Origin of the sequence: Achromobacter insuavis (assembly GCF_902859645.1) — a bacterium.
In the GTDB taxonomy this organism is placed as follows: domain Bacteria; phylum Pseudomonadota; class Gammaproteobacteria; order Burkholderiales; family Burkholderiaceae_B; genus Achromobacter; species Achromobacter insuavis.
Window position 1 is genome coordinate 47,645 of sequence record NZ_CADIJR010000029.1, and the last position, 20,508, is coordinate 68,152.

Genomic DNA, 20,508 nt, shown 5'->3' on the forward strand with positions numbered 1-20,508 from the left:
GGCCTCAGTCGCCGATCGACACCAGTTCCGCGCCTTCCGTCACCTGGTCGCCGACGGCGTAGAACAGTTCCTCGACCTTGCCGTCGGCCGGCGCCGAGATGGTGTGCTCCATCTTCATGGCCTCCATCACCAGCAGCGGCTGGCCCTTGGCGACGCTGTCGCCGGCCTTGACGGCGATGGAGATGATCTTGCCGGGCATCGGCGCGGTCAGGCCGCCGCCGTGGTCGCCCTGGGTGTCCTGGGCGTGCGCCAGCGGGTCGTACAGGTCCAGCACGCGCGCGCCGCCGTCGCCGAAGACGTGGGCCTTGTCGGCGTGCAGCACCACGGTGCCGGCGCGTTCGCGGCCGTCCAGCGTGATGCGCAGCACGCGGGCCGGGCCCGTGGCCTGCTCGGCGCGCCAGGCGAAGGGCCGGGCGCCGTCGCCGCTGTCCAGGGTCCAGTCGGCGCCCTGGCGCGCGACGCCGACGTGGCGGGTCTCGCCGTTGTCGATCCATTGCAGTTGGCGCTGGTAGCGCCCGCCCAGGCGCCAGCCGTCGCGTGTGTCCCACGGATCGGCCGGCGCGGCGGCATGCGGCGCCGATTGCGCCTGGCCCTGGCTGGCCAGCACGGCGGCCGTAGCCAGCGCCAGCGTGGCGGCGTCGGCCGGCGTCGGCTCGGGCAGCAGCGTGGCGCGCTGGTGCTCGATCAGGCCGGTATCGAGGTCGGCGGCGGCGAAGGCGCTGTCGCGCATCAGGCGCGACAGGAAGGCGACGTTGGTCTGCACCCCCACCGCCTGGGTCTGCGCCAGCGCCTGCAGCATGCGGGCGCGGGCCTGGTCGCGGTCGGCGCCGTGCACGATCAGCTTGGCGATCATGGGGTCGTAGAACGGCGTGATAGTGTCGCCGGTGCGCACCCCGCCATCGACGCGGATGTCGCCGTTGGCGAAGGCGACGTGGGCCGGCAGGCCCAGGTAGGCCAGCGTGCCGATCGACGGCAGGAAGCCCTTTTCCGGGTTCTCGGCGTAGATGCGGGCCTCGATGGCGTGGCCGTGGATGCGCAGGTCTTCCTGGCGCGCCGGCAGCGGCTGGCCGGCGGCCACGCGCAGCTGCCATTCGACCAGGTCGTGGCCGGTGATCATCTCGGTGACCGGATGCTCGACCTGCAGGCGCGTGTTCATTTCCATGAAATAGAAGCGGCCGTCGGGCTCGGCGATGAATTCCACCGTGCCGGCGCCCACATAGCCCACCGCGCGCGCCGCGGCCACGGCGGCCTCGCCCATGGCGCGGCGGCGTTCCTCGGTCATGCCGGGCGCGGGCGCTTCCTCGATCACCTTCTGGTGGCGGCGCTGCACCGAGCAGTCGCGCTCGAACAGGTAGACGCAGTTGCCGTGGGTGTCGGCGAACACCTGGATCTCGATGTGGCGCGGCTTCTGCAGATAGCGTTCGATCAGCACGCGGTCGTCGCCGAAGCTGGAGGCGGCCTCGCGCTGGCACGAGGCCAGCGCATCGAGGAACGCGCCCGTCGACTCTACCACGCGCATGCCCTTGCCGCCGCCGCCGGCGCTGGCCTTGATCAGCACCGGGTAGCCGATGGCGTCGGCCTGTTCCTTGAGGAATTGCGGGTCCTGGTTGTCGCCGTGGTAGCCGGGCACCAGCGGCACGCCGGCCTTTTCCATCAGCGACTTGGCCGCGGACTTGCTGCCCATGGCGGCGATGGCCGAGGCCGGCGGGCCGACGAAGGCGATGCCGGCCTGTTCGGCGGCTTCGGCAAAGGCTTCGTTCTCCGACAGGAAGCCGTAGCCGGGGTGGATGGCGCCGGCGCCGGTGTCGCGCGCGGCTTGCAGGATGGCGTCGGCGCGCAGGTAGCTGGCGCGCGGCTCGGGGCCGCCGATATGCACCGCGACGTCGCAAGCGGCGACGTGGCGGGCGTTGGCGTCGGCGTCGGAATAGACGGCGACGGTGCGGATGCCCAGGCGGCGGGCGGTGGCGGCGACGCGGCAGGCGATTTCGCCGCGGTTGGCAATCAGCAGGGTATCGAACATGGCGTTATCCAGACTGGGATGATTCGTTGACTACGTTGCAGCGGCGAGCGCGTTGCATCCAAAACCCTCACACGTCGCATTACGCCGACCTTATCGGGGACACCGCGGATCCGGCTTCGCCGGTCCGCCGGTGTCGCCCCCTTGAGGGGGCGCGCGCAGCGCGTAGGGGGTGGGTTCTTCTACATCCGGAAGACGCCGAAGCGCGTGTCCTCGATCGGCGCATTCAGCGCCGCCGACAGCGCCAGCCCCAGCACGCGGCGCGTGTCGGCCGGCGCGATGATGCCGTCGTCCCACAGCCGCGCGGTGGCGTAGTACGGATGGCCCTCGCGTTCGTACTGCTCGCGGATCGGCGCCTTGAAGGCGTCTTCCTCGGCCGCCGACCACTGGCCGCCGCGCGCCTCGATGCCGTCGCGCTTGACCGTGGCCAGCACGCTGGCGGCCTGCTCGCCGCCCATCACCGAGATGCGCGCGTTGGGCCACATGAACAGGAGGCGCGGCGAATAGGCGCGGCCGCACATGCCGTAGTTGCCGGCGCCGAACGAGCCGCCGATCAGCACGGTGAACTTGGGCACGTTGGCCGTGGCCACCGCCGTCACCATCTTGGCGCCGTGGCGCGCGATGCCTTCGTTTTCGTACTTGCGGCCGACCATGAAGCCGGTGATGTTCTGCAGGAACACCAGCGGGATCTTGCGCTGCGCGCACAGCTCGATGAAGTGCGCGCCCTTCTGCGCCGATTCCGAGAACAGGATGCCGTTGTTGGCGACGATGCCCACTGGCATGCCGTGGATGTGGGCAAAGCCCGTCACCAGCGTGGGGCCGAAGCGCGCCTTGAATTCGTCGAACTCGGAGCCGTCGACGATGCGCGCGATGACCTCGCGCACGTCATACGGCTTGCGCGTGTCGGCGGGGATGATGCCGTTCAGCTCGGCCGGGTCGTAGCGCGGCTCGCGCACCGGCACGGTGGCCAGCGGCGCGGGCTTCTGGCGGTTCAGGCGCGCCACGGCGCCGCGCGCCAGTTGCAGCGCGTGCATGTCGTTGGCCGCCAGGTGGTCGGCCACGCCCGACAGGCGCGTGTGCACGTCGCCGCCGCCCAGGTCCTCGGCGCTGACTTCCTCGCCGGTGGCGGCCTTCACCAGCGGCGGGCCGCCCAGGAAGATGGTGCCCTGGTTCTTGACGATGATGGACTCGTCGCTCATGGCGGGCACGTAGGCGCCGCCGGCGGTGCACGAGCCCATCACCACCGCGATCTGCGCGATGCCTTGCGCCGACATCTGCGCCTGGTTGTAGAAGATGCGGCCGAAGTGTTCGCGGTCGGGAAAGACCTCGTCCTGCTGCGGCAGGTTGGCGCCGCCGGAGTCGACCAGGTAGACGCACGGCAGCCGGTTCTGCGCGGCGATCTCCTGCGCGCGCAGGTGCTTCTTGACCGTCATCGGGTAGTAGGTGCCGCCCTTGACGGTGGCGTCGTTGCAGACGATCACGCATTCGTTGCCGGCGATGCGGCCGATGCCGGTGATGACGCCCGCGCCCGGCGCGTCGCCGTCGTACATGCCGTGCGCCGCCATCGGCGACAGTTCCAGGAACGGCGACCCCGGATCAATCAGGTTCTCGACGCGGTCGCGCGGCAGCAGCTTGCCGCGCGCCACGTGCTTGGCGCGCGAGGATTCGCTGCCGCCCAGCGCGGTCTGCGCCAGTTGCCGGCTCAGGTCGTCCAGCTGCGCCTGCATGGCGCGCGCGTTGTCGGTGTAGTCCTGCGACCGCGGATTGATGCGGGATTCGATGATGGGCATGGGGTACCACCCGTCCTGCTGATTGGGATGTTGAAGGCGCTCGGGATCGAGCGGTTTGTCTCGCTGCCCGCTGAGCCGGGCATTCTTGTCATGGATTAACTCAGCTGCATTTCGTTGCGCCTCTCCCGCACGGCCCGCGACCGACCCGTCGCGGACTTCGCCTTGCGGAAAAGGCGCAGCGAAATGATGCCCCTCGGTGTACCCGCTACGCGGGCTTCCTGCCCCCCGAGGGGGCGCTTTTTCCCAGGGACATCCAGGGAAAAAGTGCGCCTCGGGAGAAGTACCGCCTTAGATCATCTCGATCGCCATCGCCACGGCTTCGCCGCCGCCGATGCACAGCGTGGCCACGCCGCGCTTGCCGCCGGTCTTGCGCAGCGCGCCGATCAGCGTGGTCATCAGGCGGGCGCCGGAGGCGCCGATGGGGTGGCCCAGGGCGGTGGCGCCGCCGTGCACGTTGACCTTGTCGTGCGGCAGCTTGAAGTCGGCCATGGCGGCCATGGTGACCACCGCGAAGGCTTCGTTGATCTCGTACAGGTCCACGTCCTCGGCCTTCCAGCCGGTCTTGGCGAACAGGTTCTTCAACGCGCCGACGGGGGCGGTGGTGAACCAGTTCGGTTCCTGCGAGTGCTGGCTGTGCGCCACGATGCGGGCCAGCGGCTTGACGCCGAGCTTCTCGGCGGTGGAGGCGCGCATCAGCACCATGGCGGCGGCGCCATCGGAGATCGACGACGAGTTGGCGGCGGTGACGGTGCCGTCCTTCTTGAACGCGGGCTTGAGGGTGGGGATCTTTTCCGGCATGGCCTTGGTGGGGGCCTCGTCGGTGTCGATCACGGTGTCGCCCTTGCGGCCGGCGACCGTGACGGGGGTGATTTCCCACTTGAAGCTGCCGTCCTCGGTGGCGGCGCGGGCGCGGCGCAGCGATTCCAGCGAGAACGCGTCCTGCTGCTCGCGGGTGAACGAATACTTGGCGGCGCAGTCCTCGGCGAACACGCCCATGGCCTTGCCCTTGTCGTAGGCGTCTTCCAGGCCGTCCAGCGCCATGTGGTCATACACGGTGTTGTGGCCGTAGCGGTAGCCCTGGCGGCCCTTGAGCAGCAGGTAGGGGGCGTTGCTCATGCTTTCCTGGCCGCCAGCGACGACGATGTTGGCCGAGCCCGCGGCCAGCAGGTCGTGGCCGAACATGGCGGCCTTCAGGCCCGAACCGCACACCTTGTGGATGGTGGTGCACGCCACGCCCAGCGGCAGGCCCGCGCCCAGCGCGGCCTGGCGCGCGGGCGCCTGGCCCTGGCCGGCCTGCAGCACGTTGCCCATGATGACTTCTTCGATCTGTTCGGGCTTGACGCCGGCGCGCTCGACGGCGGCCTTGATGGCGATCGAGCCGAGTTCGTGCGCGGCCAGGCCGGACAGGCTGCCGAGCATGCCGCCCATGGGCGTGCGGGCGACGGAAACGATAACGATGGGATCTGACATGACTAGCTCCTGTGAGGGTCGGGACAGCGTCTGCTTACGAGGCCGCGCCGGCGGATGCCGGGCGCAGGCGTCTGTCCGTATCGTAAGGGAAAAATTCTTCGATCCGGCCTTGCGCCACGTGGGCGCGGCAGGCCTGCCACCAATCCGGCTCCAGCAGGTCGGCATGGTGGCGCAGGAAGGCGCCGCGCACGCGCGCGTCGCCCAGCAGGAAACGGCCGAACTCCTCGGGGAAGACGTCGTTCGGTCCGATGGCGTACCAGGGTTCCGACGCCATTTCCGCCTCCTCGTTGGGGGCGGGTGGAATCCGTCGGAAATTCATTTCGGTCATGCGCTGGATTTCGTCGTAGTCGTAGAACACGACCCGTCCGAGCCGCGTCACGCCGAAGTTCTTGTAAAGCATGTCGCCGGGGAAGATGTTGGCCGCGGCCAGCTGGCGGATGGCGTCGCCGTATTCGCGCACGGCCGGCTCCAGCAGCGCGTCGGACGCCTGGCTCAGATACAGGTTCAGCGGCGTCATGCGCCGCTCGATGTAGACGTGGCGGATGACCACGGTGTCCCCGGTTTCCTCGATCAGGCTGGGCACCAGGCGCCGCAGTTCGTCCAGCAGCGGCGCGGCGAAGCGATCGCGCGGCAGCGCCACCTGGGAGTATTCCCAGGTATCGGCCATGCGGCCGACGCGGTCGTGCAGCTTGACCATCTGGTATTTGCGCCGCACGGTGGCGTGGTCCATGCCGTCCTTGTCGATGCGGTCCTTGATCAGCTTGAACACATAGGGATAGGACGGCAGCGTGAACACGCACATCACCATGCCCTTGATGCCGGGCGCGATGTCGAAGGCGTCGCGCGAATGCGCCAGGTGGTGCAGGAAATCGCGGTAGAACAGCGTCTTGCCCTGCTTCTGCAGCCCGATCATGGTGTACAGCTCGGCCTTGGGCTTGCGCGGCAAGAGGCTGGCCAGGAAGTTGACCACCGCGGCCGGCGTCTCCATGTCCACCAGGAAATACGCGCGCGTAAAGCTGAACAGCGTGCTCAGGTCGTCCGCGCCCAGCAGCAGCGCATCCAGGTTCACCTGCCCGGCCGGGTTGCGCGTGAGCGCCACGGCGAAGGGGTAGACGGTGCCCTGGTTGATCAGGCGGCCGACGATGTAGGCGCCCTTGTTGCGAAAGAACAGCGAGCCCAGCGCGTGCACCTGGCAGTCGCTGGCGATGCGGCGGCCGACGTGGCGCGGCAACTGCTGGCGCAGCTGCCGCACCGCGGCGCGCGCCAGCAGGCGGGTGTCGCGCGGCAGGTCCTCGAACGGCAGCGCCAGGCCGAAGTCGGCCACCATGCGGATCAGGCTCTTCTGCAGGCCCTCGGTCACCGGGTAGTAGACCCGGTACGACGGCATGCGGCTGTCCAGGTAGTCGGTGGCCACGGCCGGCCGCACGAACAGGAAATCGTTGTGGAAATAGTCGCGATGCAGCAGCCGGCACGACACCGAGTTGAAGAAGGTCTCGGCGCATTCGGGCTGGCGGTGCTCGCCCAGCAGGCCGACGAATTCCTGCTTGATCTGCTGCCAGTAGGCGGTCTGCGTCGCGGTCAGGGCCGGGGCGGCCGCGCCGTTGGCCTCGTCAGCGCCGTGGACGCCGACCGCGCCTTCGGGACGGCCGCGCAGCACGCCCTCGAGCTGGCTGGCGCACTCGCGCACCCGCATGTCGTAGTACTCGATGCGTTCGCGCGACAGGCGCTGGATGCCGTGCCAGTCGCCCGATTCGAACAGCGCCTTGGCGCGCTGCGCGCTGTAGCGGAACAGCGCGTAGTGGCGGTCGAAGCCGGCCAGGATCCGCCGCGCGACCTCCAGCGCCGAGGGGCCCTGCGCGGGCGCCTGCTCGATGTGCTGGACGTCGGACGTGCGGATCATGGCGGCCGGGCTCAGGCGGTTTCGGCGAACAGCTCGCGGCCGATCAGCATGCGGCGGATTTCGCTGGTGCCGGCGCCGATCTCGTACAGCTTGGCGTCGCGCCAGAGGCGGCCCACGGGGTATTCGTTGATGTAGCCGTTGCCGCCCAGGATCTGCACGCCCTCGCCGGCCATCCAGGTGGCTTTCTCGGCGGTGTACAGGATCAGCGCGGCGCAGTCCTTGCGCACCTGGCGCACGTGCTCGGCGCCGAGGCGGTCGAGGTTCTTGCCGACCTGGTAGCAGAAGGCGCGGCTGGCCTGCAGCGTGGTGTACAGGTCCGCCACCTTGCCCTGGATCAGCTGGAATTCGCCAATGGCCTGGCCGAACTGCTTGCGGTCATGGATGTACGGCACCACCACGTCCATCACGGCCTGCATGATGCCGACCGGGCCGCCCGACAGCACCGCGCGTTCGTAGTCCAGGCCGCTCATCAGCACCTTGACGCCGCCGTTGACCTGGCCCAGCACGTTTTCCTCGGGGATCTCGCAATCCTGGAACACCAGTTCGCCGGTGTGGCTGCCGCGCATGCCGAGCTTGTCCAGCTTCTGCGCCACCGAGAAACCCTTGAAGCCCTTTTCCACCAGGAACGCGGTGATGCCGCGCTGGTGCGCCTCGGGGTCGGTCTTGGCGTAGACCACCAGGGTGTCGGCGTCGGGGCCGTTGGTGATCCACATCTTGGTGCCGTTGAGCACGTAGCGGTCGCCCTTCTTGTCGGCGCGCAGCTTCATGCTGACCACGTCCGAGCCGGCGCCCGGTTCGCTCATGGCCAGCGCGCCGACGTGTTCGCCGGAAATCAGCTTGGGCAGGTATCTGGCCTTCTGCGCCGGGGTGCCGTTGCGGTTGATCTGGTTGACGCACAGGTTCGAGTGGGCGCCATAGGACAGGCCGATCGAGGCGCTGGCGCGGGAGATTTCCTCCATCGCCACCATGTGGGCCAGGTAGCCCATGTTGGCGCCGCCGTATTCCTCGCTGGCCGTCATGCCCAGCACGCCCAGGTCGCCGAACTTGCGCCAGAGGTCCATGGGGAACTGGTCGCTGCGGTCGACTTCGGCGGCGCGCGGCGCGATCTCGGCCTGCGCGAAAGTGCGCACGGCGTCGCGCAGCATGTCCAGGTCTTCGCCCAGATCGAAGTTCAGGCCAGGAAGGTTCATCGCTGTCTCCGTGATAGTGGGTACTTACATTCTTATGGGCGCCAGGATCGCGCCGGATCTCGCCGCGTGGCCCCATGATGCGCTGATCGACGCTGGCTACGCAATGATGCACCGCAAATATTACGTTTACGTAAACGTAAATAAGAGTCGGGTTTTCCCTAGGCAAATGTTTGCGTCCCGGGGGAACGCCCCTGGGTACTATTCCCCGGATCCTTGAAACCTCAAATTTTGTTACGGAGTCAGCGGTGTCCGACCTGGCCAATCTCGACGATATTGTGGCGCTGCGGCGCGACCTGCACGCCCATCCCGAGCTCTGCTACGAAGAGCACCGCACCGCCAAGGTGGTGGCCGATGCGCTGCGCGGCTGGGGCATCGAGACCCATACCGGCATCGCCAAGACCGGCGTGGTCGGCGTCATCAAGCGCGGCGCTTCCGACCGCGCCATCATGCTGCGCGCCGATATGGACGCCCTGCCGATGCAGGAAGAGAACCAGTTCGAGCACCGCTCGCGCCACGACGGCAAGATGCACGGCTGCGGCCACGACGGCCACACCGCCATGCTGCTGGCCGCCGCGCGCCACCTGCAACAGCAGGGCGGCTTCGACGGCACGGTCTATTTCTGCTTCCAGCCGGCCGAGGAAGGCGGCGCCGGCGGCCGCGCCATGATCCAGGACGGCCTGTTCGACCGCTTTCCCTGCGAGGCCGTGTTCGGCATGCACAACTGGCCCGGCCTGGAGGCCGGTTCGTTCGGCGTCTGCGCCGGCCCGATGATGGCTTCCGCCAACGGCTTCAAGATCACCGTGCGCGGCAAGGGCGGCCACGCCGCCGCGCCGCACGATTGCGCCGACCCGGTGCCGGCGCTGTTCGCCATCGGCCAGTCGCTGCAGACCATCCTGACCCGCAGCAAGCGCCCGCTGGACGCCGCCGTGCTGTCCATCACCCAGGTGCAGGCCGGCGGCAGCGTCATCAACGTGATTCCGGGCAGCGCCTGGCTGGGCGGCTCGGTGCGCGCCTACAGCACCGACGTGGTCGACCTGATCGAGCGCCGCATGCACGAGATCGCCGGCAGCATCGCCGCCGCCCATGGCTGCGAGGCCGAGGTCTATTTCGAGCGGCGCTATCCGGCGCTGATCAATACGCCGGCCGAGACCGAGTTCTGCATGGAGGTCATGCGCGAGGTGGCCGGCGCCGACCACGCCCGCGTGATCGAGCCGGTGATGGCCTCGGAGGACTTCGCCTTCCTGCTGCAGGCAAAGCCCGGCTGCTACGTGTTCCTGGGCAACGGCGACGGCGACCATCGCATGGCCGGCCACGGCCTGGGCCCGTGCATGCTGCATAACACCAGCTACGACTTCAACGACGCCCTGATCGCGCCGGGCGCGAGCTACTGGGTGCGCCTGGCGCAGCGCTACCTGGCCGGCTGATCGCGCGCGGCCGTCGCGACGCGCGTGTCGCCTTCGCGGTCACCGCCTTTGTCGCCACGACAAGTTTTCCTTTTGCTTTACCCGTTTCACGCATTACCTCACGCAGTGCTACGCAACACCACAAGGAAGCTATGAAAAAGAAGATGTTGTTCACGGCCGCGGGGGCGGCCCTGGCGATCATGACGGGCGGCGCCGCGCTGGCGCAGGGCTGGCCCGCCAAGCCCATCACCCTGGTCGTGCCCTACACCGCCGGCGGCAGCGCCGACGCGATCGGCCGCCGCCTGGGCGACGTGCTGCGCAAGGAGGCCAACGCCACCGTCATCGTCGAAAACAAGCCCGGCGCGGGCGCCTCGGTCGGCACCGACTTCGTGGCGCGCGCCCAGCCGGACGGCGCCACCCTGCTGCTGGCTTCCACCAGCCCGCTGACCATCTTCCCGCACCTGGCCAAGACCAACTACGACCCGATGAAGGACCTGACGCCGGTGGCCAGCGTGGCCGTGGCGCCCGTGGCCATCGTCGCCACCAAGGCCCTGCCGGTGAAGGATTTCGCCGGCCTGATCGACTACGCCAAGTCGCACCCGGACGGCGTGCGCTACGGCACGCCGGGCCAGGGCACCGTGGCCCACATCGGCATGGCGGCGCTGACCACGCAGACCGGCACCAAGATGCTGCACGTGCCCTACCGCGGCAACAGCCAGGCGCTGACCGACGGCCTGGGCGGCGTGGTCGAGCTGCTGGTGGTCAACACCGACGTGGTGCTGCCGCACGTGGCCAGCGGCGCGCTCAAGCCGCTGGCGGTGATGGCGCCCGAGCGCCTGGCCGCCTGGCCCGACGTGCCCACGATGGCCGAACTGAAGCTGCCGCAGGCGCAGTACTACTCGAACTTCGGCATCTTCGCGCCGGCCAATCTGCCGCCGACGGTGGCGGGCCCGCTGCAGGCCGCGCTGGCCAAGGCCGTGGCCAGCGCCGAGTTCCAGGACCTGCTGGCCAAGTCCTACTTGCAGCCCGGCACCGCGTCCGGCGAGGCCTTCGTCAAGCAGGTGCAGGCCGAATACGTCAACAACGCCCGCATCATCAAGGAAGGCAACATCAAGGCGGAATGACGCCGGCGCCGCCTGAATGTCGGCGGTCCAATGCAAAGCGCGCTCCTTGTGGAGCGCGTTTTTTATTGGCGCGGGCAGGGCTGGTTTGCGTCATGCGAATCGGGCGTGGCGTTCGGACGGCGCCAACCGATCTGGGTGAGGGTCTGACATATGCCCCCAGGATCGTGTGTGAGTCGTTATCTCCCCGGTAATCTCTTCGAGCAAGGCCTACGCAAAGCGGGACTTGATTAGGGAAACGTTCGAATGAAGTTGCGCACACGATTCACTTTCACTTGGCTTCTGGGGCTTGGACTTGTCTGCGCGACTGCCGCGGCATATGACCCGACGACAGAGGTTCCCGTCTGGCACATGAGCATGTTCTCTCGCGCCAATTGCATCAACAATGAATCCATTTCATGGGATACCAGTGGCGCTTCATATTGGAACTTGTATACGCAGTCGTACCAAACCAACCTGGACGACTTCTCTGAAGTTTTTATCAGCGCCGGACCGGAAGTAACTTGGCGGTCTGCGGCAGTCGCATGGTTTGCAGCAGGAGAAGGCTTTTGGCAGGTCGAAGGCTATCACCTCATTCAGCCCGCTCCGCGAACGGATCCGGATGAGGGCTGGGCGCTGATCTACCAGAATTGCACGGACAGTTTTGGTGGCGCAACGGCCACCCTGGAAGAGTGCGTACGTACCTTGGCCGATGATTGCAGCTTCTAGAGAGCGCTCAATGTTCCACAGCAGTTACAAAGCCACTGTCCTTGCACTGGTTATTCTTTTTCCCTGGCCTGGAGGCATGGTTCATGCCGCAGCGCCCGTTCCCACTGAGTTCCCTGCGGCGGGAGACCTTCAACCTCCCGCCAACATGCCTGTAGATGCCAGAAAGCGGTGGGAAGAACGAAAATTGCGTCAAATTCGACCGAAGGCGCGTAGCGCCAAGCCAATCGTCTTCAGTGACCTCGCGTCCGTGCCTGTCCTGCAACGCTCATTCAAGCCGTTGAAGGCACGCGTTGAACAACTCGCGCAAGCACACAACAGCCTTCCCGCGCGACTACGCTCCTCCTGGATACATCCGGCGGACGTATCAAAGGGTCCGCTGAGCCGCTGTGCCTTGCAGTGCCAGACACCCGCCGGTGTTGAAGTGGACGCCAAGCTGACCGGCCTGGTCCGCGCCTATGAGTGCCCAGACGTGGACGCCGTCATCCTTTCGGAAACACTGTTGAGTAAAGGAGGCATGGTCAATCTGCTATCCGCTGAACAAGTGAACGCGACGATGTCAGCGGGCGGTCATCCACGCGGTGTTGTGGCGACCCGCCTGGTTCGGCCCGAGGATGGTCAGGAGATGACGATGGTGCGTTGGCGCAGTGGCGAAAAAATGATGACGCTTCGCGTGGCGGGAACACAAGCGCCATCACTGGATTTCGTACGCAAGGTCATGGAGAGCATGCCGGATTGATCCTGACTACCTTCCATGCACGGAAAGGCCTTCTATGTTGGTCTTGGATCAATCCGCGTGAGTGGTGTCGGGACGCAATACTCAGTCTTGGAGGTGTGTCAGGCGGCTTTAGGCCCGAACATGATCACCAGCATCCCCGCCAGGCACAGCCCCACGCCGACATAATCGCTGACGCTGGGCCGCACGCCATCGACCGCCCACAGCCACAGCAGCGCCATGCCGATGTACACGCCGCCATAGGCCGCATAGACGCGTCCCGACGCAGTCGGGTGCAGCGTCAGCAGCCAGGCGAACAGGGCCAGGCTGACGGCGGCCGGCGCCAGCAGCCAGATCGAATGGCCGCGGCGCAGCCACAGGTACGGCAGGTAGCAGCCGACGATCTCGGCCAGCGCGGTCAGGACGAACAGCGCGAAGGTCTGCAGCATGCCCATGACGCGGTCAGGCCCGCTGCTGCGCGAGCAGGTCGTGGCACTGGCGTTCCTGCACCGCGATTTCCTGCAGGGTGTCTTCGATGTCGCGGCGCTGCTGTTCCAGCGTGGCGCGATGCTGGGCCAGCACCGCCAGGTACTGGCGCAACTGCACCTCGGTGTCGCCGGGGCCGTCGTACATGTCGATCAGCGTCAGGATCTCGGACAGCTGCAGGCCCAGGCGCTTGCCGCGCAGGGCCAGCTTCAGGCGCGTGCGGTCGCGCGGTCCGAAGATGCGGTTGCGGCCCTCGCGCGCCGGGCTGACGATCCCCTGGTCTTCATAGAAGCGGATCGTGCGGGGCGTGACGTCGAACTCGCGGGCGAGCTCGGAGATGGTCCAGGTTGACGGGGACATGCGACGTGTGGCAGTTTACGTAAACGTAAATTATGATGACTTGACGCGATCGTCAAGCGTGGAGAGCGAGGCAATGAACCCCAACGAACAGAAGCTGCAGTATCCCTGGGCCGATTTCCAGCCCGAGGCCGGCCGCGCCCACCAGGTGGCCGAGGGCGTCAAATGGATCCGCATGCCGCTGCCGTTCGCGCTGGATCATATCAATCTCTGGCTGCTGCGTGATCGCATCGACGGCCGCGACGGCTGGACCATCGTCGACTGCGGCATCTCGCGCGACGAGGTCAAGACGCTATGGGAAAAGGTGTTCGAGAACGAACTCGAGGGCCTGCCGGTGCTGCGCGTCATCGTCACCCACATGCACCCCGACCACATCGGCCTGGCCTACTGGCTCTGTGAACGCTGGGATGCGCGGCTGTGGATGACCATGACCGACTTCATGGTCGCGTCGCTGTGGTCGTCGCGCCGCAATGACGCCGGCGCCGGTCCCGGCGGCCAGTCGGCCGTCGACCACTTCGCCCGTCACGGGCTGACCGATCCGGACGCGCAGGAACAGATCCGCCAGCGCGCCAACTACTTCCCCAACCTGGTGCCGGCGGTGCCCGCGCGCTACACCCGCATCATGCACGGCGACCCGGTGCGCATCGGCGCGCGCGACTGGCGCGTCATCGTCGGCTACGGCCACGCGCCCGAGCACGCCTCGCTGCATTCGCCCGACCTGGGCGTGCTGATCTCCGGCGACATGGTGCTGCCGCGCATCTCCACCAACGTCAGCGTGTTCGACTACGAGCCCGACGCCAATCCGTTGCCGCTATACCTGCGCTCGCTCGACGGCTACGCCGACGTGCCGCGCGACACGCTGGTGCTGCCGTCGCACGGCCGGCCGTTCAAGGGCCTGCACGAACGCATCGCGCAGCAGCACGAGCATCACCGCGACCGCCTGGCCGAAGTGCTGGAAGCCTGTGCGGCCGCTCCGCAATCGACCTCGGACATCGTGCCGGTGCTGTTCAAGCGCAAGCTCGACCTGCACCAGCTGACCTTCGCCATGGGCGAGGCGTTGGCACACCTGCATGCCTTGTACTTCGAGGGCAAACTGACCCGCGCCACCGGCGCGGACGGCATCGTGCGCTTCAAGGCGGCCTGACGCGGTATTGCGCCGCGTTGCGCGGCGGCCTTCCGCGGGCGCGAGCCGGCGGTGTCAGCGCGTGGCCGTCGCCAGCCGCACCGCCAGCCCCACGAACACCAGCGCCGCGATGCGGTTGAGCCAGCGCTTGGCGGTGACCGAGCGTTGCAGCAGTTCGCCGAACGCGCCCGAGAAGAAGGCGATGGCGCCGAACACCAGCAGCGTGGCCAGCATGAACACCGCGCCCAGCTGCACCGTCTGCCAGCCCACCGAACCCAGTTTGGGCGAGGTGAACTGCGGCAGGAAGGCGAAGAAGAACAGCAGCACCTTCGGGTTGGTCAGGTTCATGACGATGCCGCGGCGGTACAGCGCGGACGTCTTCATCGGCGCCGGCCGCTCGCCATCCTCGGCATGCACCGGCGCGCGCAGGATCTGCCAGGCCAGATAGGCCAGATACGCCGCGCCGGCCAGCTTCAATACCGTGAAGGCCACCGGCGAGGCGGCGAACACCGCGGCCAGCCCCAGCGCCACCGCGGCGGTATGGCCCAGCAGGCCGGTGCACAGCCCCAGCACCACGAACAGCCCGGCCTTGCGGCCCCAGATGGCCGACTGCATCAACACGAACAGGTTGTCGGGTCCGGGCGTGAGGGCCAGCAATACGGCAATGCCGAAGAAAGCGATCAGGGAATCGAAGGGCAGCATGGGGTCTCGCCAGGGTCGGGCGGCGCCTTGCGCGCCGGCAATCAAGTGGCATCATACGAGGAAACCAAGGAGACACCATGTCCGCCGTACCCGAATCCGCTGCCGCGCGCCCCGACGCCGCGCTCGAAGGCTGGCTGCGCGCGCGCCACAGCTGCCGCGCCTTCCTGCCCGGGCCGGTGCCGCGCGCCACCATCGAACGCATCCTGACGCTGGCGCAGCGCACCGCGTCCTGGTGCAACTGCCAGCCGTGGCAGGTGACGGTGGCCTCGGGCGACGGCGCGCGGCGCCTGAGCCGGGCCCTGGTGGAACGCGCCGGGCAATCGGGTTTCACGCCCGACTTCCCGTTTCCGCGCGAGTACCAGGGCGACTACCTGGCGCGGCGCCGCGAGTCGGGCTTCCAGCTGTACGGCGCGGTGGGCGTGGCGCGCGGCGACCGCGAGGCCTACCGCCGCCAGGAGCTGCGCAACTTCCAGTTGTTCGACGCGCCGCACGTGGCCATCATCACCACCGACGAGGCGCTGGGCGGATATGGCGCCATCGACTGCGGCGGCTACGTCGCCAATTTCCTGCTGGCGGCGCAGGCCAATGGCGTGGCCACGGTGGCCCAGGCCTCGCTGGCGATGTATCCCGAAGTGCTGCGCGAGCAGCTCGGCATTGGCGCCGACCGCCGCGTGGTCTGCGCCATCTCGTTCGGCTACGCGGACGCCGCGCATCCGGCCAACAGCTACCGCACCCGCCGCGCCGACCTGGACGCGGCGGTGCGCTGGATCGACTGACACCGGACCGGGGGCGCGACATCCGCGCGCGTTCCTGCTACGGTTCGGATTCCCCACAATACGCAAGCACTCCCTCTTGAAGATGGCTACCAAACACATCGATACGGTTTTGCAGCACGCGGGCACCGCCCCGTTCAACCCCGAGACGGGCACCGCGCCGGTGCCGCTGCCGCCGATGCGGGCCAGCACGGTGCGCTTCGAGAACCTGGCGGCGCTGGAAAAGGCCCAGCGCACCAAGGCCGCCGGTGGCCGCGCCACCACCTACGGCCGCATGGGCATGGACACGCACGCCGCGCTGGAGCAGGTCTTCGCGCAGCTCGAAGGCGGCACCCACGCGTATCTCGCGCCGTCGGGCCTGTCGGCCATGACGATGGTGATGCTGGCGTTGTGTTCGGCCGGCGACCATGCCCTGATCTCCGATTGCGTCTACGGCCCGATGCGCGAGCTCGACGATGCCGTGCTCAAGCGCATGAACATCGCCGTCACCTACTTCGCCGCCGGCGAGGACCTGGACGCGCTGGTGCAGCCCAACACCAGGCTGCTGTATGTGGAATCGCCCGGCTCGCTGCTGTTCGAGATGCTCGACATGGGCGCCATGGCCGCCGTCGCGCAGCGCCACGGCCTGGTGCTGGCGACCGACAACACCTGGGGCTCGGGCTACATCTACCGGCCGCTGACGCTGGGCGCGCAGGTGTCGGTCATCGCCGGCACCAAGTACGTGGGCGGCCACTCCGACCTGATGCTGGGCGCGGTGGTCACCAATGACGAAGCCATCGCCAGGAAGCTGAACCGCACGCAGTACGCGATGGGTTATTCCATCAGCGCCGACGATGCCTGGCTGGCGCTGCGCGGCGTGCGCACCATGCCGATCCGCATGGCGCAGCACGCGCGCCACGCGCTGGAGGTCTGCGAGTTCTTCAAGCAGCGCCCCGAGACCGTGCGCCTGTTCCACCCGGCCTGGCCGCAGGACCCGGGCCACGCGCTGTGGCAGCGCGACTGCACCGGTTCCAACGGCATGCTGTCCGTCGAGTTGCGCCTGTCGCCGGCCGCGGCGCGCGTGTTCGTGGACGAACTGGAACTGTTCGGCATCGGTTTCTCGTGGGGCGGCTACGAAAGCCTGGTGCAGTTGGTGTCGCCCAAGGACCTGTCGAAACACCGCTATTGGGGCGAGGGCGAGAATGCGCTGGTGCGCCTGCACATCGGCCTGGAGTCGCCGCAGGACATCATCGCCGACCTGACCCAGGCGCTGGACAAGGCCGCGGCGGTCAAGGGCTGACCCCGGCGTGACCGCGGGCCGGGCCGTGCCCGGCCGACGCGCCAGCCCCGCCCGCGACGAAGGCCGGCGCAAGGCCCTCGCGGCAAGGCGCCGCCGTATGTCAGGCGTTGGCGCGGATCCACGCGCCGATGCGCGCGGCGATGTCGTCGCTGTTGTCGTCCATCATCGGCATGTGCGAATTGCCGCGGATACCCATGTCGGCCAGTCGCCAGCGGGTGACGCGGCCGCCCCGTGCCGCCAACTCGTCGGCGTAGGCCTGCCCGGCCGCATCCAGCCTGGCCCACAGCGGCGTGGCGTCGAGATAGTCGCCGTAGACGAACAGAAAGGGCTTGCCCGCCACCGCCGCCGGGTCCACTTCCGCCGAGAACCCCGACGGCTCGATGCCGATGACGCCGCGCACCAGTTCCGGCCGCGCCTGCAGCGCGCGGTAGGCCACTTCGCCGCCATGGCTGTGCGCCAGCACCAGGCACGGGCCGATGCGTTCCAGCGCGGCGCAGAAGCCCGCCAGCGCCGCATCGTTGTTGCCCAGCCAGCGCGGCACGGCGTGGCGGATGAAATCATCGAAGGCCGCCAGCGGAAAGCGCTGGCCGTCGAACGCGCGGCGCTGCGCGTAGTCCTCGGCGCGGCCGAAGCGGAACAGCGACCAGCTTTCCTCGGCGTTGCGCACGATCGGCGCATCCGGCCAGACCTCCTCGAACGGCGTCCAGCCGGCGCGGCCGCGCTCGACGTTGTCGACCACATAGACCGCGTGGCCCTGCCGCACGAAATGCTGCAGCCAGCCATGCCGGCCGTCCGGCGTCTGTTCCCACATCGCGCCGGTCATGCCGCCGCCGTGCAGCAGCACCAGCGGCAGCGGGTGGCGGCGCTCGGCGGGGATGAAGTACTGCACGTAGGCCTGCTCGACGTGGTACAGCCCGTTGGGGTCGTACGTCAGCGAGGCGGTCTTGGTGAAGGCGATCTCGCGCACGGGGCGGCCGGCGATATGGGCCTGCCGCCCGCCCGCGTAGAAGCTGCCGAAATCGGCCAGCGCCAGGGGGCCTATTTCTTGACCAGCGGGCATTGGCTTTCCGACAGGGGCCAGGCGAGCGAGTCGCCGGGAATGGTGCGCACGATGTTGTAGTAGTCCCAGGGCGCCTTGGACTGGTCGGGCGATTTCACCTGCGCCAGCATCATGTCGCGCACCACCAGGCCGTCTTCGCGGATGTGCGCGTTCAGGCTGAAGGGGTCGTCGATCGGCATCGACTTCATCTTCGCCATCACCGCGTCCGAATCGGTCGTGCCGGCCGCCTGCACCGCGCGCAGGTAGTGGCGCACCGAGCTGTACACGCCGGCCTGCAGGAAGGTGGGCGGGCGGCCCAGGCGGGCCTCGAACTTCTTGGTGAAGGCGCGGGTGCCGTCGTTCATGTCCCAATAGGACGGCACCGTCAGGTAGGTGTGCTGCGCGGCCTGCAGGCCCAGGCTGTGCACGTCGGTCAGCAGCAACAGCATCGCCGCCAGCTTCTGGCCGCCGCTGGAGATGCCGAATTCGGCCGCCTGCTTGATCGCCGAGATGGTGTCGCCGCCGGCGTTGGCGACGGCGATGATCTGCGCCTTGGAGGCCTGCGCCTGCAGCAGGAATGAGGCGAAGTCCGAGGCGTTGAGCGGATGGAACACCGTGCCCACGACCTCGCCGCCGTTGGCCTTGACCACGGTCTCGGTGTCGGCGGCCAGCTGCTTGCCGAAGGCGTAATCGGACGCCAGGATGAACCAGCGCTTGTTGCCTTCCTTGACCACGGCGGTGGCCGTGCCGCGCGACAGCGCGTAGGTGGTGTAGGTCCATTGCACGCCATAGGGCGAGCATTGCGCCTGCGTCAGCGCGGTGGTGCCGGGGCTGGAGAACAGCACCAGCTTCTTCTTTTCGCGCGCGATGCCCTGCACCGCCAGCGCCACCGATGAATTGGGCACGTCCACCACCACGTCGACGCCGTCGGTGTCGTACCACTTGCGCACCATGCTGCTGCCGATGTCGGGCCGGTGCTGGTGGTCGCCGGACACCAGCGACACGGGCTTGCCGAGCACGCTGCCGCCCAGTTCCTCGATCGCCAGGCGCGCGGCCTCGACCGAACCGCGTCCGGTGGCGTCGGCGGTGACGCCGGCCATGTCCGTCAGGACGCCTATCTTCACGCCATCGGCGTCATTGGCGTGCGCGCTCAGGCCGGCCAGCGCCAGGCACGCGCCCAGCGCCGCGCGGCGCAGGAATTGCTGTCTCATTTGTCTTCCACCCTTGTAGGCCGCGCGGGGCGGCGAATTATTGTGGGAGGAAGTGTAGCCCGCGGCGCGGCGTTTGCCGCGTCCGCGCGCCCTGGGGATGACCCCATGAAAAACGCCCCGGCCGGAAGGCGCGGGGCGTTTTCAGGAACGTGATTCAGGCGCGGGTCAGTTGCCGCGGGCCATCGGGATCAGCTGGTTCACTTCCTTCAGGGCGCCTTCGTAGCTGTTGCCCGCCATGACCGGCGAGGTCATGAACTTGCCGCCCACGGCGAAGGACGGCGTGCCGTCGATGCGATAGGCCTCGGCCAGCTGGTTGGCGCGCTGCACCTGGGTCTGGACGCTGAACGAGTCGAACACCGAGTCGAACTTGGCGCGGTCCACGCCTTGCGAGGCGGCCCACTCGCCCATGGCCTTCTTGTCGATCAGGCGCTTGTGCTCGCCGTGGATGGCGGTAAAGACCTTGGCGTGCAGGTCGGGGCGATCCAGGGCCAGCAGCGTGTAGTACAGCTGTTGCAGCGGCTTCATGCCGGCGTTGAAGGCGATCGGCACTTGCTTGAGCACGACGTCTTCGGGCTTGGTCTTGGCCCAGTCCTCGACCATGGGTTCCATGGCGGCGCAGTGCGGGCAGGTGTAGGCGAAGAATTCCAGGACCTCGATCTTGCCCGGGGTATCCGACGGCAGCGGCGGATTGATCGGCACGTAGGCCTGGGTGCCCTGGGCGTGGCTGACCGGGCTGAAGAACGCGGTGGCGGTCAGCGCGGCGGCTGCCAGGATGCGGATGAGCTTGGGGGACAGCATGATGGGGTGAGGTTCCTGAACAAAGAGGTTACAGACAGGGCCAGGCCCGGATTAGTTCAATCAAAAACCATGATGGGGGCGCCGTGTTACTGGCGCACCACCGCCGTTTCAATCTTGTTTTCGCCCAGCCGGCCGCGGGCGCGGTTCATGTCGTCCAGGCGGGCGAACGGACCGACGCGCACGCGGTTGATCGGCTTGCCGTTGACCTCGGCCTTCTGCACCGCCACCGGCAGGCCCAGCAGGATGATGCGGGCCTTGAGCGATTCGGCGTCGTCCTGGCCGCGGAAGGCGCCGGCCTGCAGGTAGTACGAGCCATTGGCCGACGCCGTCGGGGCGGCGCTGGCGACCGGCGCCTTGGCCGCGGGCGCCGGGGTCGGCGCCATCTTGGCGATGGGCGTGGGCGGCGCGCTGGCGGCCGGCGCGGGCGTG

General features: G+C 68.1%; 19 protein-coding genes. 7 read left to right on the plus strand and 12 right to left on the minus strand.

Features of this window, described 5'->3' with window-relative positions; all coding sequences use genetic code 11:
- Positions 1 to 4: 4 nt before the first annotated feature.
- The 5 genes from H0523_RS16105 to H0523_RS16125 all read right to left on the minus strand — a co-directional run bounded on the left by H0523_RS16105 (position 5) and on the right by H0523_RS16125 (position 8,367).
- Positions 5 to 2,020 carry an acetyl/propionyl/methylcrotonyl-CoA carboxylase subunit alpha gene (locus H0523_RS16105; protein ID WP_054433915.1) on the minus strand — a complete coding sequence of 672 codons (2,016 nt, stop codon included), beginning with the start codon at positions 2,018 to 2,020 and terminating at the stop codon, positions 5 to 7.
- Positions 2,021 to 2,199: 179 nt separating this feature from the next.
- Positions 2,200 to 3,807 carry a carboxyl transferase domain-containing protein gene (locus H0523_RS16110; RefSeq protein WP_054433916.1) on the minus strand — a complete coding sequence of 536 codons (1,608 nt, stop codon included), beginning with the start codon at positions 3,805 to 3,807 and terminating at the stop codon, positions 2,200 to 2,202.
- Between the two features lie 288 nt (positions 3,808 to 4,095).
- Positions 4,096 to 5,277, minus strand: coding sequence for an acetyl-CoA C-acetyltransferase (locus tag H0523_RS16115; protein ID WP_054433917.1), 1,182 nt, complete (start codon positions 5,275 to 5,277; stop codon positions 4,096 to 4,098).
- Positions 5,278 to 5,311: 34 nt separating this feature from the next.
- The gene (gene aceK, locus H0523_RS16120) at positions 5,312 to 7,177 is read right to left on the minus strand and encodes a bifunctional isocitrate dehydrogenase kinase/phosphatase (protein ID WP_054433918.1); all 1,866 of its coding nucleotides are present in this window, start codon (positions 7,175 to 7,177) and stop codon (positions 5,312 to 5,314) included.
- Positions 7,178 to 7,188: 11 nt separating this feature from the next.
- Positions 7,189 to 8,367: an isovaleryl-CoA dehydrogenase gene (locus H0523_RS16125; protein ID WP_054433919.1), complete on the minus strand. Its 1,179-nt coding sequence runs from the start codon at positions 8,365 to 8,367 to the stop codon at positions 7,189 to 7,191.
- Positions 8,368 to 8,612: 245 nt separating this feature from the next.
- Here H0523_RS16125 and H0523_RS16130 point away from each other — a divergent pair, with 245 nt between their 5' ends.
- The 4 genes from H0523_RS16130 (at position 8,613) to H0523_RS16145 (ending at position 12,335) form a co-directional block, all read left to right on the plus strand.
- Positions 8,613 to 9,791 (plus strand): M20 aminoacylase family protein, encoded by a 1,179-nt coding sequence (locus tag H0523_RS16130; RefSeq protein ID WP_054433920.1) that lies wholly within the window; start codon positions 8,613 to 8,615, stop codon positions 9,789 to 9,791.
- A gap of 131 nt (positions 9,792 to 9,922) precedes the next feature.
- On the plus strand, positions 9,923 to 10,894 hold the full coding sequence (locus H0523_RS16135) for a Bug family tripartite tricarboxylate transporter substrate binding protein (protein WP_054433921.1): 972 nt from the start codon (positions 9,923 to 9,925) through the stop codon (positions 10,892 to 10,894).
- 243 nt (positions 10,895 to 11,137) lie between these two features.
- On the plus strand, positions 11,138 to 11,599 hold the full coding sequence (locus H0523_RS16140) for a hypothetical protein (RefSeq protein WP_156333481.1): 462 nt from the start codon (positions 11,138 to 11,140) through the stop codon (positions 11,597 to 11,599).
- Between the two features lie 10 nt (positions 11,600 to 11,609).
- Positions 11,610 to 12,335, plus strand: a complete 726-nt coding sequence (locus H0523_RS16145; protein WP_156350530.1) for a hypothetical protein — start codon at positions 11,610 to 11,612, stop codon at positions 12,333 to 12,335.
- 98 nt (positions 12,336 to 12,433) lie between these two features.
- On the opposite strand, the gene H0523_RS16150 is transcribed toward H0523_RS16145, so the two are convergent.
- Entirely contained in the window at positions 12,434 to 12,766 is a 333-nt protein-coding gene (locus H0523_RS16150) for a YnfA family protein (protein ID WP_180180090.1), read from the minus strand.
- Positions 12,767 to 12,773: 7 nt separating this feature from the next.
- A complete protein-coding gene (locus tag H0523_RS16155; RefSeq protein WP_006392261.1) occupies positions 12,774 to 13,157 on the minus strand; it encodes a MerR family transcriptional regulator in 384 nt (127 codons plus the stop codon).
- A 73-nt stretch (positions 13,158 to 13,230) separates the two neighbouring features.
- Here H0523_RS16155 and H0523_RS16160 point away from each other — a divergent pair, with 73 nt between their 5' ends.
- Positions 13,231 to 14,298: an MBL fold metallo-hydrolase gene (locus H0523_RS16160; protein ID WP_054433923.1), complete on the plus strand. Its 1,068-nt coding sequence runs from the start codon at positions 13,231 to 13,233 to the stop codon at positions 14,296 to 14,298.
- A 54-nt stretch (positions 14,299 to 14,352) separates the two neighbouring features.
- Here H0523_RS16160 and H0523_RS16165 read toward each other — a convergent pair whose 3' ends face one another.
- Positions 14,353 to 14,979: a LysE family translocator gene (locus H0523_RS16165; RefSeq protein ID WP_054433924.1), complete on the minus strand. Its 627-nt coding sequence runs from the start codon at positions 14,977 to 14,979 to the stop codon at positions 14,353 to 14,355.
- A 77-nt stretch (positions 14,980 to 15,056) separates the two neighbouring features.
- On the opposite strand from H0523_RS16165, the gene H0523_RS16170 reads away from it, so the two are divergent.
- A complete protein-coding gene (locus tag H0523_RS16170) occupies positions 15,057 to 15,755 on the plus strand; it encodes a nitroreductase (RefSeq protein WP_054433925.1) in 699 nt (232 codons plus the stop codon).
- A gap of 82 nt (positions 15,756 to 15,837) precedes the next feature.
- The gene (gene metC / locus H0523_RS16175; RefSeq protein ID WP_054433956.1) at positions 15,838 to 17,031 is read left to right on the plus strand and encodes a cystathionine beta-lyase; all 1,194 of its coding nucleotides are present in this window, start codon (positions 15,838 to 15,840) and stop codon (positions 17,029 to 17,031) included.
- Positions 17,032 to 17,131: 100 nt separating this feature from the next.
- Here metC and H0523_RS16180 read toward each other — a convergent pair whose 3' ends face one another.
- The 4 genes from H0523_RS16180 to H0523_RS16195 form a co-directional block, all read right to left on the minus strand.
- Positions 17,132 to 18,091, minus strand: coding sequence for an alpha/beta hydrolase (locus H0523_RS16180; protein ID WP_054433926.1), 960 nt, complete (start codon positions 18,089 to 18,091; stop codon positions 17,132 to 17,134).
- Positions 18,070 to 19,281 (minus strand): ABC transporter substrate-binding protein, encoded by a 1,212-nt coding sequence (locus H0523_RS16185; RefSeq protein ID WP_054433927.1) that lies wholly within the window; start codon positions 19,279 to 19,281, stop codon positions 18,070 to 18,072. Before H0523_RS16185 ends, H0523_RS16180 begins: the two co-directional genes overlap by 22 nt.
- Before the next feature lie 165 nt (positions 19,282 to 19,446).
- Positions 19,447 to 20,079, minus strand: coding sequence for a thiol:disulfide interchange protein DsbA/DsbL (locus tag H0523_RS16190; RefSeq protein ID WP_054433928.1), 633 nt, complete (start codon positions 20,077 to 20,079; stop codon positions 19,447 to 19,449).
- A gap of 86 nt (positions 20,080 to 20,165) precedes the next feature.
- A partial coding sequence (locus tag H0523_RS16195; RefSeq protein ID WP_180180091.1) for an SPOR domain-containing protein occupies positions 20,166 to 20,508 on the minus strand: 343 nt, incomplete at its 5' end.